This is a genomic window from Variovorax sp. FW301-JW7 (assembly GCF_058788795.1).
Window position 1 is genome coordinate 420,893 of record NZ_JBYTBC010000005.1, and the last position, 11,801, is coordinate 432,693.

The window sequence follows — 11,801 nt, forward strand, 5'->3', positions numbered from 1 at the left end:
CCGGAAAACGGTCAGTGTCGAATGACTGCTTCGGCGCGCACCGTGCCCCAGGGGGAAGCGCAGCGCCACGAAAGAAAGACACACAGCACGAAAGATGCCACGTGCAGCGGATCATTCTCTCGCAGCAGGCCCTCCGGTGCGCGCCGGCGCGGGCGCTATTTCCTCGGGACGTTCCCGGATGGGCGAGCGATCTTGCGCGAAGCCAACGGCTTGCGCCACCAGATGCTCATGACCGATGTGTCCGAGGCCGCGCCCCGGTGTTCAGGCCGCGCGCAGCGTGCCGCCGGGCGGCGTGTGCAGCACCGCCGACAGCAGGGTGCGGGTGTACGGATGCTGCGCGTGATGGAACAGCTCGGCCGGCGGCCCCTGCTCCACGATCTGGCCCTTGAACACCACGCACACCTCGTCGCACAGGTGGTTGACCACGGCGAGGTCGTGGCTGATGAGCAGGTAGCTGATGCCGAACTGCTGCTGCAGGTCCTGCATGAGGTTGAGCACCTGGGCCTGCACCGAGACGTCGAGTGCGCTCACGGGTTCGTCGGCGACGATGAGCTTGGGGCGCGTGATGAGCGCGCGTGCGATCGCGATGCGCTGGCGCTGGCCACCTGAGAACTCGTGCGGGTACTTGTCGAGGTCGGTGGTGCGCAGGCCCACGGCGGCGAGGGCTTCGGCGGCGCGCTCGCGCTGCTCGGCGCGGCGTGTTTCAGCCAGCGCTTCGAGCGGCTCGGCGACGATGCGGGCGACGGTCTGGCGCGGGTCGAGCGAACCATACGGGTCCTGGAACACCATCTGGAAGTCGCGCCGCGCGGTGCGCAGCTCGGCCTTCGAGAGCGCGTGCAGGTTGCGGCCTTCGAGCGCGACGCTGCCCGAGGTGGGCGTGTCCAGCGCCATCACGAGGCGCGCGATGGTCGACTTGCCCGAACCCGATTCACCGACGATGCCCACGCTCTTGCCGGCCTGCACACTGAAGCTCACGCCGTTGAGGGCCTTCACGGTGGGCGGCGGGCCGAAGAGTTTTTCGCGTGGCAGGGCGTAGTGCCGCACGAGGTCGGTCACCTGCAGCAGCGGGGTCGATGAATTCATGGCGCAACAGCCTGCGCGGCTGCAATTTCTTCGAGACGCATGCAGCGCACCGCGTGGTTCGGCGGCAGCACCGTGGCGGACGGCCGCGTGGTGTGGCAGGCGTCGACCGTGTAGGCGCAGCGGCCCGCGAACGGGCAGCCCGGTGGCAGGTCGACCAGCTCGGGCACGCTGCCGCGGATGGTGGCCAGGCGCAGACCGCGCGGCGCGCCGATGGCGGGGCGCGCGGCGAACAGGCCTTGCGTGTAGGGGTGGGCGCGCTTGGCGAACACGGCGTCGGTGGGGCCGCTCTCGACCACGCTGCCGCCGTACATCACGAGCATCTTCGAGACCGTCTGCGAGATCACGCCGAGGTCGTGCGAAATCAAAATCAGCGCCATGCCGCGCTCGGCCACGAGGCCCTGGATGAGCTCCAGGATCTGCTTCTGGATCGTCACGTCGAGCGCAGTGGTGGGCTCGTCGGCGATCAGCAGGTCGGGCCCACAGGCCAGCGCCATCGCGATGCCGATGCGCTGGCGCTGCCCGCCCGAGAACTGGTGCGGGTAGGCATCGAGGCGCGAGGCGGCGTCGGGAATGCCGACGCGGTCGAGCAGCGCGAGCACTTCCTTGCGCGCCTCGGCCTTCGACAGGCCGCGGTGCAGCCGCAGCGGCTCGCCGACCTGGCGCACGATGGTGTGCACGGGGTTCAGCGCCGTCATCGGCTCCTGGAAGATCATGCCGATGCGGTTGCCGCGGATCTGGCACATGTCCTTTTCGTCGCGCCCGACCAGCTCGGTGCCGTCGAAGCGGATGCTGCCCGTGACCTTCGCGGTGGCAGGCAGCAGGCCCATGAGCGACATCACGGTGATCGACTTGCCGCAGCCCGATTCGCCGACGATGCCCAGCGTTTCGCCGCGCTCCAGCGAGAAGGAAATGCCGCGCACGGCTTCGGCCGGCCCGCGCTGGGTCTGCAGGCCGATGTGGAGGTCGTTGACTTCGAGAAGTGCCATGGCGTGCTTGCTTATCTCGCGCGCGCCAGGCGCGGATCGAGCAGGTCGCGCAGGCCGTCGCCCATCAGGTTCAGGCCGAGCACCGCCAGGGCGATGGCCATCCCGGGGAACACCGCGAGCAGCGGCTGCTGGAACATGAGGGTCTGGGCTTCGCTGAGCATGCGGCCCCACGAGGGCTGCGGCGGTTGCGTGCCGAGGCCTAGGTACGACAGCGCAGCTTCCGCCAGGATGGCGATGGCGAAGCGGATCGTGATCTGCACGATCAGCACGGCGGAGATGTTCGGCAGCACGTGCTGCATGGTGATCGCGAACGATCCCTTGCCGCAGGCGCGCGCGGCGGCGACGTATTCGCGTGACCAGATCGCGTTGGCCGAGGCGCGCGTGATGCGCGCAAACGTCGGGATGTTGTAGATGCCGATCGCGATGATGGCGTTGACGATGCCGGCGCCGAACACGGCGGTCATCATGATGGCCGAGAGGATGGCGGGGAAGGCGAGCGTGAAGTCCGAGAGGCGCATCACCGCCTCTTCGACCCAGCCGCGTCTTGCGGCAGCGAGCAGGCCCAGCGCGGTGCCGACCACGAGGCCGATGCCCACGGCAATCACGCCGACGAGGATGGACGCGCGTGCGCCCACGAGCAGCAACGAGGCCACGTCGCGCCCGAAGGCATCGGTGCCGAGCCAGTGCGTGGCCGAGGGGCCCTGCATCTTGTTCGCCATGTCCATCGCGTAGGGCGACCACGGCGTCCAGACCAAAGAGAGCACGGCAGCGATCAGCAGCAACAGGCTCAGCACGCCGCCGATCGCGAAGCTGCGGTGGTGCAGGGCGCGGCGCCAGAAGCCCGGCACCTTGAGTGCGACGGCGCTGGGAACGGTGGTCGTGCTCATACGTCGCTTGCCTTGATGCGCGGGTCGATCACGGCATAGAGCACGTCGACCACGAAGTTCACGATGACCACCATGGCCGCGAGCAGCATCACGCAGTTGCGCACCACGATCAGGTCGCGGTTGCTGATGGCCTGGAAGATCAGGCGGCCCAGGCCCGGCAGGTAGAACACGTTCTCCACCACGATGGTGCCGGCCAGCAGCTCGGAGAACTGCATTCCCATCACCGTGATGACCGGAATCATCGCGTTGCGCAGCACATGGGTCCACAGCACCATGCGCTGGGACACGCCCTTGGCGCGTGCGGTACGCACGAAGTCTTCGCGCATCACCTCGAGCACGGCTGAGCGCGTGATGCGCGCGAGGATCGCGGCCTGCACCACTGCGAGCGATAGCGCGGGCAGCAGCAGCGATTTCAATCCCGCGAAGATGCCTTCACCCCAGCCCTCGAAGCCGCCCGCGGAGAACCACTGCAGCTGCACCGAGAACACGAGGATCAGCAGGATGGCGAACCAGAAGTTGGGGATGGCGATGCCGACCTGGGCCATGCCCATGAGGCCGACGTCGCCGAGCTTGTTGTGGCGTGCCGCAGCCGTCACGCCAACCAGCAGGGCGATGACGACGGTCAGGGCCATCGCCATCACGGCCAGCGGCACCGTGAGGGCCAGGCGCTCGAGGATCAGGTCGATGACGGGCGAGCTGTAGGCGTAGCTGTCACCGAGGTTGCCGGTGAGCAGACCACCGATCCAGTGCCAGTAGCGGGTCCACGCGGGCTGGTCGAGGCCGAGCTTGGTGGCCAGGGCCGCGACGGCGTCGGGCGAGGCGTCGGGGCCCATGAGCATCTGCGCGGCGTTGCCGGGCAGGATCTCGAGGACGAGGAAAACGATGACCGAGGCGCCGATCAGGGTGCCGATCAGCGTGGCGATGCGCTTGAATAGAAACAGACTCATGGGGCGGGCCGCAGCATAACTGACTGGTGCAACAACCGTGCCTCGACTGTGAACTTTGTCGCTCCTCGCCGGACCGCCCTGACGCCGGCGGGGGCTCCGCAAGGCCTGCGGCGGGGCGTTCGCCCGGTCCGCCGATAATCGGGGGATGGCCCTCATGATCACCGACGAATGCATCAACTGCGATGTCTGCGAGCCCGAGTGCCCGAACGATGCGATCTATATGGGCGCCGAGTTCTACGAGATCGATCCGCACAAGTGCACCGAGTGCGTCGGCCACTTCGACGAGCCGCAATGCGTGCAGATCTGCCCGGTGGCCTGCATCCCGGTGAACCCGGACCATGTGGAGACCCGCGAGACGCTGCTGCAGAAGTACGTGCGTCTCACGGCGGACAAGGCGGCACCGCCCGCGTCGGATGCTGCCTCGCCGTCGTCGTCAGCCGGCGCCCTCTGAGCCGGACGGTTACTTCTTCTTTTTCTTCTTGCCTGTGTCCTTCGGCGCCTCGTCGCCGGTCGAAGGACTGTTGAAGCGCGCGCTCGTCGGGCGGGGCTCGGCCGTGTGCTTGCGCTGGCGGGCCTGGGCGGCCCGTTCGGCGGGCGTGAGCGGTTGCGCGCTCGTGGCGAAGCGCCCGGCATCGAAGGTCGTGGGACTGCGCCGGCCGAGCGCCTCTCGCTCCTGCGACTCCCGGTGGCGCGCCAGCCGACCTGCGCTGCGTTCGTTGCGGCGCGTGGCGTCTTCCGACGCCCTGCGGTCCGCATCGTTGCGCCGGTCGTCCACCTTCACGGTCCGCCCGCCTTCGCAGGGCTGGTCGGAATAGGTGTTGCCGCATCGCCAGGTCTGGGCTGAGGCGCCCATGGAGGCGATGGCCAGTGCTATTGAAAATATAGCGATCGCCGTTGTGCCCGCTGTCTTCTTGTTCTTCGTCGTTCTTCTTTTTCTCATTTCTTGTTTGCTCTCCCTCCCTGCACTCCCGTGGCCGGCTAGGTGGCGGCAGGCGTCGTGCCTCCGTCGCCGGGCTCCCGCCTCGGCGGCTTGGGCCGCGGCGGTTTGCTCGTGTGAATCATCAGCGTGGCTTTTTCCATCTCGCCGGCCACCAGCGCGGGGGCGGCATGCAAGGTGCGCACGATGGCGTCTTCAATCGCTTCACGTTGTTCCTTGAGCGGCTTCTTGAGCACCCAGTTGACGACCTCCGATTTCACGCCGGGGTGGCCGATGCCCAGCCGCAGGCGCCAGTAGTCGCCGGTGCCGAGCTGCGCGTGGATGTCGCGCAGGCCGTTGTGGCCCGCGTGGCTGCCGCCGAACTTGAGCTTGGCCTGGCCGGGCACCACGTCGAGCTCGTCGTGCACCACGAGGATTTCTTCGGGCGCGATCTTGAAGAAGCGCGCCAGTGCGCCCACCGACTTGCCCGACAGGTTCATGAAGGTCTGCGGCTCCAGCAGCCAGATGCTCTGGCCGCCGATGTTCGCGCGCGCCGCGAGGCCGTGGTAGCTGCGCTCGGGCACGAGGTTGAGCTTCCAGTCGCGCGCGAGCGCGTCGATCCACCAGAAGCCCGCGTTGTGGCGCGTGGCTTCGTACTCAGGGCCCGGGTTTCCGAGGCCGACAAACAGCTTGATCATGGCGGGAATTATCTCGCCGCCCCACAAAGCAAAAGGCCCGCACGAGGCGGGCCTTCTGTTCGCAGACGGAAAGAAAGAGGATTACTTCTTCTTGGCCGTCTTGGCGGCGGGCTTGCCAGCGGCGGCAGCGCCTTCGGCAGCAGCGCCTTCGGCAGCGGGTGCCGGCTCTTCCGAGACCAGCGGCGGCACGGCCGACACGATGACGGGGTTGGTCTTGCCGTGGCTCACGAACTTCACGCCCTTGGGCAGCTTGATGTCGTTGACGTGCAGCGTGGCGTTCTTCTTCAGGCTCGAGAGGTCGATCTCGATGAATTCAGGCAGATCGCTCGGGAGGCAGTTGATTTCCAGTTCGGTCATCACGTGGTTCACGAGGTTGTGATCCAGCTTGACGGCGTCGGACTCTTCTTCACCCTTGAAGTGAAGCGGCACCTTCATGTTCATGCGGGTCTTGGCATCGACGCGTTGGAAGTCGATGTGTTGCACCAGCTGGCGGAACGGGTGGTATTGCACGTCGCGCAGCAGCACCTTGGTGACGGCGCCGGCGAGGTCCATTTCGAGGATCGACGAGTGGAAGGCTTCCTTCTTCAGGGCGTGCCACAGCGCGTTGTGATCGATTTCGATCAGTTGCGGCTGGGTGTCACCACCGTAGACGATGCCCGGGGTCTTGCCCGTGATGCGGAGACGGCGGCTCGCACCCGTGCCCTGCTTTGCGCGCTCATAAGCGACGAATTTCATAACTAGCTCCTGTGAGAGTCCACCGCGACCAGTGAGACTCCGATTCAAAAAGGCCTCCGTAGGAGGCCCGCTTTTTCGCTCTCAGCTCAGAACAGGTTGTCCTGGTCCGAGAACAAACTCATCACCGACTCGCCCTTGGCAATGCGCTGGATCGTTTCGGCGATCAGCGGTGCCACGGAGAGCTGGCGGATCTTTCCGCACGCGACGGCCGCGTCGGAAAGAGGGATGGTGTTGGTGACGACCACTTCGTCCAGGGCCGTGCCCTTGGAGAGGCGTTCGATGGCCGGGCCCGAGAAGATCGGGTGCGTGCAGTAGGCGTACACGCTCTTGGCGCCGCGCTCCTTCAGCACTTCGGCCGCTTTGACCAGCGTGCCGGCCGTGTCGATCATGTCGTCCATGATCACGCAGTTGCGGCCGTCGATCTCGCCGATCACGTTCATGACTTCGCTGACGTTGGCCTTCGGGCGGCGCTTGTCGATGATGGCGAGGTCGCAGTTCAGTTGCTTGGCCAGCGCACGGGCGCGCACCACGCCGCCGACGTCGGGCGAGACCACGATGAGATCTTCGTAGTTCTTCTGGCGCAGGTCGCCCAGCAGCACGGGCGAGGCGTAGATGTTGTCGACCGGAATGTCGAAGAAGCCCTGGATCTGGTCGGCGTGCAGGTCCATGGTGAGCACGCGCTCGACGCCCACGGTTTCCAGCAGGTTGGCAACCACCTTGGCCGAGATCGGCACGCGGCTCGAGCGCGGGCGGCGGTCCTGGCGGGCGTAGCCGAAGTAGGGAATCACGGCGCTGATCCGCTCGGCCGAAGCGCGCTTGAGCGCGTCGACCATGATCAGCAGTTCCATCAGGTTTTCGTTGGTCGGCGCGCAGGTCGACTGCACCACGAACACGTCGCGGGCACGGACGTTCTGGTTGATCTCGACGGTGACTTCACCGTCGGAGAAGCGACCGACGCGTGCGGCGCCCAGCGAGGTGCCGAGGTTGTGCGCGATTTCCGCTGCAAGGCCGGGATTGGCGTTGCCGGTGAAAACCAAGAAATCAGGGTGATTGGCCTGCATGAGCGCGTCCGGGCAGTGCAAATGGGCTTGCGGGAAAGCCGCCAAGGTTTCGAGTCGTGGCGGCCTGTGTGGGCCGCCGATTATTGCAGCCGGTGGACTGCAAAAGAAGCACTGCGGCCATCAGGCCGCAGTTTGAGAGATTTGGCAGGGGAGAAAGGATTCGAACCTTTGCATGCTGGAATCAAAATCCAGTGCCTTAACCAGCTTGGCGACTCCCCTACACAGGTTGATGGTTTGCACCACCCACCGATATATGTCGCATCGAACCGCAGAGCGTTCCGATTATCTCTTCAGGCTGCCCATCCCCAGAGTGGATGAACTGCCAGATTGTCGCATTGTCGAACCTGCCATCCCCGGGGGGCTTCGAGCAGTTCCGCTTCCTGCGGCAATTGCGGCATCTTCGCGAACACCGAACTTCCAGAGCCGGTCATCCGGGCTTTCAATCCTTGCAGTCCGAGCCATTCGATGGCGTCGGTGACTGCGGGGCAAAGCCGTTGGGCAACCGGCTGCAGGTCGTTGTGACCGAAGTCGTAAACCCCGTTGCCGAGGTTTGTGGCTTCTAGCTGTTCGCTATCTGCAGCAAAGCCTGAGATTATAGCAACAGGAGTTGCCCGTTCCAAATCATCCGCAGAAAAAATTAATCGGGTATCGAGTCCTTCGGGTGGCTTGGCCACCACGAAGCGTGCCGGCGGCAGGTTGACCGGTGTGATTTCTTCGCCGATGCCCTCGACCCAGGCGTTGCGTCCGCCGAGGAAGAAAGGCACATCCGCGCCCAGCTTCAGCCCGATCTGCGCCAGGCGCGACAGCGGCAGGTTCAGGTTCCAGAGGCGGTTGAGCGCGAGCAGGCAAGTAGCGGCGTCCGACGACCCCCCGCCCATGCCCGCCTGCGCCGGCACATGCTTGGCGATGCCGATGTGGGCGCCTTGGCCGGGCGCAGCGTGCGCCTGCAGGGCGCGGGCGGCGCGCAGCACGAGGTCGTCGGCTGGCAGCGGCGTGGTGAGGTCTTCGCGGCTCAGTTGGCCATCGTTGCGCAGCTCGACGTGAAGCGTGTCGCACCAGTCGATCAGCATGAAGACCGACTGCAGCAGGTGATAGCCGTCGTCGCGCCGCCCGGTGATGTGCAGGAACAGGTTCAGCTTGGCCGGCGCGGGCAGGTCGTAGATCGCCTTCATGAGCGTTCGAACACGATGCGCAGGTCTGCCCGAGGCGCCGGGGATTCGCGCGTGGCCTGCAGGCGGCCGTTCGACAGCTGGCCCAGGTCGGCGCGCCAGCCGGGGACGGGGTCGGCGCGGCCGTCGAGCCAGCCGAACAGGGCGCCCACCGGAATGGCGGCGCCGGTGGCAGCTTCGATCAGCGCATCGACGGAGTCGTAGCGACGGGTCTCGCTGCCGTTCTTCAGCAGGGCTTCGCCCGGCGCCCAGCGCAACTGCGCCAGCGTGCTGCCGATCGGGGTGGTCAGCGTCAGGTCGCCGGTTTCGGCTGAACCGCGCAGCTCGAACAGGGCGGCAAAGGTCTGGACGGGTTCACTGTCGATGCGCAGCGACATGCGGCCGCTCCAGCTGGCCGAACGCTCGGAAGTGGCGCGGGAACCGCTCGAGAGCTGCGCGCAGCCCGTCAGCCATAGCAGCAGCGCACCGCCCCCCGCGCCAAGCGCCGCGCGGCGGGTGAGGGCGTTGTCGCCCCGTGCGGGAGCCGATTGCGTGATCGATGCCATTCAGGGTTTGACGCGCAGGCGCTTGAGGGTTTCCTGCAGCGTCTCGTTCTCGGCGTCCGTCAGCAGCGATTCTTTCCAGATCGCGACGGCGCGGTCCTTCTGGCCGATCGACCACAGGACCTCGCCGAAGTGCGCGCCGATCTCTGCGTCGGGCCGGGTCTTGTAGGCCGCCTCCAGGATGCGGATCGCCTCCGCCGTATTGCCGAGCCGAAACTCGACCCAGCCCAGGCTGTCGGCAATGAACGGGTCTTCGGGCGCGAGCTGCACGGCCTTCTGGATGAGCGTGCGGGCCTCGTCGAGCCGGATCTTGCGATCGGCAAAGGAGTAGCCCAGCGCGTTGTACGCGTTCTGGCTCTCGGGCTTGAGCGTCATGAGGCGGCGCAGCAGCCGCTCCATGTCGTCCAGGCGGTTGAGCTTCTCGGCCATCATGGCCTGGTCGTAGACGAGGTCACCGTCGTCCGGCGCGGCGGCCGAGGCCTGGGCCAGCAGGTCGTAGGCGGCCTGGTATTGCCTGGCCTCGCGCAGCAGCTGGGCTTCGGCCAGCAGTTTCTGTTTGCGCTCGTCCGCCGTGCGCTCGGGCAACGCGCGCAGCAGTTCGCGGGCCTGGGGCAGCTTGCCCTGCTTGGCGAGCAGGCTGGCGCGGCGGCCCTGGATGGCGCTCTGGTTGTCAGAGCTGTCGATGCGCGTGATCCAGCGGTCGGCTGCCTGGAAATCCTTGCGCCGTTCCGCCAGCTGCGACAGCACGAGGTACGCCTGCGTCAGCCCGCGCTTGCGGTCGGCGACGTCACCGGCGTCCTGGCTCTGGCCCGGCGCGGTCATCAGGTCGACATAGCGCTTGAGCGAAGTCTCGGCCGCGGCTTCCTGCCGGGCCTGCATCTGCAGGCTGCCGAGCAGCAGCCAGGGCTCGGCCAGCTCGGGGCGCGCGGCGGTCAGGGTCTGCAGCTGCGCGGAGGCGTCGCTGAAGCGGCGGTTCTCGACCAGCGTGCGCGCATAGGCGATGCGCAGGTCGGGCGAGGCCTTGGGGTTGTTCGCGAGGTAGCGCGTGACGATCGGCTCGGCCAGCGGCTGGCCCGGGTCGATGAGCTCCAGCGCCAGCGCCGAGGGCGCCTCGGACGTGGGGTCGATGGCTTGCCCCTTGCGCGCGGCGTCCAGCGCGCCCGAGGGGTCGCCGGCGTTCAGGCGCAGCCTGCCCACGGTGGCCCAGGCCAGCCCGCCGATCGTCGGGCTCTTGAGTTCGTCGACCAACGCCTGCTCGACCACCGAAGCGGCCAGTTTCTTGTCCGGGGCGCGTCCGTAGGTGCGCGCAATCACCGCCATCAGCAGGGGGCGTTCGATCTGCGACGTGGCCGCCATTTCGGCGCGCAGCGGCTCGACGGTTTCGCTGATGCGGCCCCGCGCGATCAGGATCTGCAGCTCGATGCGCCGGGCGTCGCGCGAATGGGGCAGCGCTTCCTGCCAGGCACGGGCCGCGGCGATCGCGGCGTCGTCGCCGGCGCGCGACTGCAGCGCGATTTCCACGGCGCGCTGGAACAGCTTGCCGTCGCGCAGGCGCTGGGCGGCCTCGAGCACCCGTGCATAGCCGGAGCCGGGGTCGCCGGACCGGGCGGTGATCTCGCCGATGAGGATGTCGTAGAACAGGTCGGCCGTCAGCGCCGACGGCTGCGCGACCTCGGCGGCCGGCTTGGTTGCTCCGGCGGTGGTCGTGTTCCTGGAGCGCACCGGCGGCTTCGGCGGCGCCGTGCGCTCGATGGCGGGAGGCGGGTTGCCGGCGGCGGTGGGTTCAAGAGACTGTGCGTGCGTTGTGTAGGCAAGCAGCACGAGAGACGCGGCCGCCGCAAGGCGGTGACGGCGGGGCGATGGGTTCATCTGACCATAATAATCCAGCCATTTGAACGAGCGCCGCATGGGGCTTCGTCGCTGCCGGAGTTTTACTTTTCATGCCTGAACTACCCGAAGTCGAAGTCACCCGGCGCGGCTTTGCCGACCGCATCGCCGGCGCGCGCATCGATGCGGTTCGCATCGGCAAGCCCTTGCGTTGGGCACTGATGGTGCTGCCCGAGGCGCTGGTCGGGCGGCGGGTGCTCCAGGTGCGGCGCCGCGGCAAATACCTGCTGATCGACCTCGACCGCGGCATCCTGCTGCTGCACCTTGGCATGTCGGGCAGCCTGCGCTTCGACGCGGTACTGCCGCCGCCCGGCACGCACGATCACTTCGACCTGGCCACCGACCGCGGCACCTTGCGGCTCAACGATCCGCGCCGCTTCGGCGCCGTGGTCTACGTGGACCACGAAGAAGCTCCCTGGGCCATCAAGCTGCTCGGCGGCCTGGGCATGGAGCCGCTGGGCGACGATTTCGACCTCGATGCGTTCCATGCCGGCCTCAAGAAGCGCAAGACGGCCGTCAAGCAGGTGCTGCTGGCGGGCGAGGTGGTGGTGGGTGTGGGCAATATCTATGCGTCCGAGGCGCTGTTCCTGGCCGGCATCCGGCCGACGTTGTCGGCCGCGCGAATCAGCCGGCCGCGAGCGGCAAAGCTCCACGCGGCGGTTCGAGACATCCTGGCCCGGGCGGTGGAGAAGGGCGGCAGCACGCTGCGCGACTTCTCGAACGTGGACGGCCAGAGCGGCTACTTCCAGCTCGAAGCGACGGTCTACGGCCGCACGGGCGAGCCGTGCCGGGTGTGCGGCACGCCGATCCGGCAGCTGAAACAGGGACAGCGCTCTACTTATTACTGTCCCCATTGCCAGAAATCCTAGGGGAGGCGGGCCCCGTGGCGG

At 67.2% G+C, this 11,801-nt stretch carries 13 protein-coding genes and 1 tRNA gene; 2 read left to right on the forward strand and 12 right to left on the reverse strand.

All coding sequences use genetic code 11. From position 1 onward, the window contains the following. Nucleotides 1-261 precede the first annotated feature (261 nt). From AC3WQM_RS17140 to AC3WQM_RS17155, 4 genes are read right to left on the reverse strand one after another with little or no spacing between them, the layout of a single operon-like run. Entirely contained in the window at nucleotides 262-1,083 is an 822-nt protein-coding gene (locus AC3WQM_RS17140) for an ATP-binding cassette domain-containing protein (protein WP_492680338.1), read from the reverse strand. Further along, nucleotides 1,080-2,069 carry an ABC transporter ATP-binding protein gene (locus tag AC3WQM_RS17145; protein ID WP_492680340.1) on the reverse strand — a complete coding sequence of 330 codons (990 nt, stop codon included), beginning with the start codon at nucleotides 2,067-2,069 and terminating at the stop codon, nucleotides 1,080-1,082. Before AC3WQM_RS17145 ends, AC3WQM_RS17140 begins: the two co-directional genes overlap by 4 nt. Nucleotides 2,070-2,080: 11 nt before the next feature. Continuing rightward, complete coding sequence (locus AC3WQM_RS17150) at nucleotides 2,081-2,956, reverse strand: ABC transporter permease (protein WP_062481348.1); 876 nt, start codon at nucleotides 2,954-2,956, stop codon at nucleotides 2,081-2,083. Next, on the reverse strand, nucleotides 2,953-3,903 hold the full coding sequence (locus AC3WQM_RS17155) for an ABC transporter permease (RefSeq protein WP_095746670.1): 951 nt from the start codon (nucleotides 3,901-3,903) through the stop codon (nucleotides 2,953-2,955). The genes AC3WQM_RS17150 and AC3WQM_RS17155 overlap by 4 nt, the downstream gene beginning before the upstream one ends. 145 nt (nucleotides 3,904-4,048) lie before the next feature. Here AC3WQM_RS17155 and AC3WQM_RS17160 point away from each other — a divergent pair, with 145 nt between their 5' ends. Next, entirely contained in the window at nucleotides 4,049-4,354 is a 306-nt protein-coding gene (locus AC3WQM_RS17160; protein WP_492680342.1) for a YfhL family 4Fe-4S dicluster ferredoxin, read from the forward strand. Nucleotides 4,355-4,363: 9 nt separating this feature from the next. On the opposite strand, the gene AC3WQM_RS17165 is transcribed toward AC3WQM_RS17160, so the two are convergent. The 8 genes from AC3WQM_RS17165 to AC3WQM_RS17200 all read right to left on the reverse strand — a co-directional run bounded on the left by AC3WQM_RS17165 (nucleotide 4,364) and on the right by AC3WQM_RS17200 (nucleotide 10,893). Beyond that, complete coding sequence (locus tag AC3WQM_RS17165; protein ID WP_492680344.1) at nucleotides 4,364-4,756, reverse strand: hypothetical protein; 393 nt, start codon at nucleotides 4,754-4,756, stop codon at nucleotides 4,364-4,366. 125 nt (nucleotides 4,757-4,881) lie between these two features. Next, nucleotides 4,882-5,517 carry an aminoacyl-tRNA hydrolase gene (pth, locus tag AC3WQM_RS17170; protein ID WP_492680346.1) on the reverse strand — a complete coding sequence of 212 codons (636 nt, stop codon included), beginning with the start codon at nucleotides 5,515-5,517 and terminating at the stop codon, nucleotides 4,882-4,884. Between the two features lie 81 nt (nucleotides 5,518-5,598). Next, a complete protein-coding gene (locus AC3WQM_RS17175) occupies nucleotides 5,599-6,252 on the reverse strand; it encodes a 50S ribosomal protein L25/general stress protein Ctc (RefSeq protein ID WP_489057721.1) in 654 nt (217 codons plus the stop codon). A gap of 86 nt (nucleotides 6,253-6,338) precedes the next feature. Then, on the reverse strand, nucleotides 6,339-7,313 hold the full coding sequence (locus AC3WQM_RS17180; protein WP_062476346.1) for a ribose-phosphate pyrophosphokinase: 975 nt from the start codon (nucleotides 7,311-7,313) through the stop codon (nucleotides 6,339-6,341). Between the two features lie 142 nt (nucleotides 7,314-7,455). Further along, nucleotides 7,456-7,532 (reverse strand) — tRNA-Gln (locus AC3WQM_RS17185). Between the two features lie 71 nt (nucleotides 7,533-7,603). Next, nucleotides 7,604-8,485 carry a 4-(cytidine 5'-diphospho)-2-C-methyl-D-erythritol kinase gene (gene ispE / locus AC3WQM_RS17190; RefSeq protein ID WP_070061996.1) on the reverse strand — a complete coding sequence of 294 codons (882 nt, stop codon included), beginning with the start codon at nucleotides 8,483-8,485 and terminating at the stop codon, nucleotides 7,604-7,606. Next, nucleotides 8,482-9,027, reverse strand: a complete 546-nt coding sequence (locus AC3WQM_RS17195) for a lipoprotein insertase outer membrane protein LolB (protein WP_492680348.1) — start codon at nucleotides 9,025-9,027, stop codon at nucleotides 8,482-8,484. Before AC3WQM_RS17195 ends, ispE begins: the two co-directional genes overlap by 4 nt. Further along, on the reverse strand, nucleotides 9,028-10,893 hold the full coding sequence (locus tag AC3WQM_RS17200) for a tetratricopeptide repeat protein (protein WP_492680350.1): 1,866 nt from the start codon (nucleotides 10,891-10,893) through the stop codon (nucleotides 9,028-9,030). Nucleotides 10,894-10,964: 71 nt separating this feature from the next. On the opposite strand from AC3WQM_RS17200, the gene mutM reads away from it, so the two are divergent. Further along, complete coding sequence (gene mutM, locus AC3WQM_RS17205) at nucleotides 10,965-11,780, forward strand: bifunctional DNA-formamidopyrimidine glycosylase/DNA-(apurinic or apyrimidinic site) lyase (protein WP_492680352.1); 816 nt, start codon at nucleotides 10,965-10,967, stop codon at nucleotides 11,778-11,780. Nucleotides 11,781-11,801: the final 21 nt, after the last annotated feature.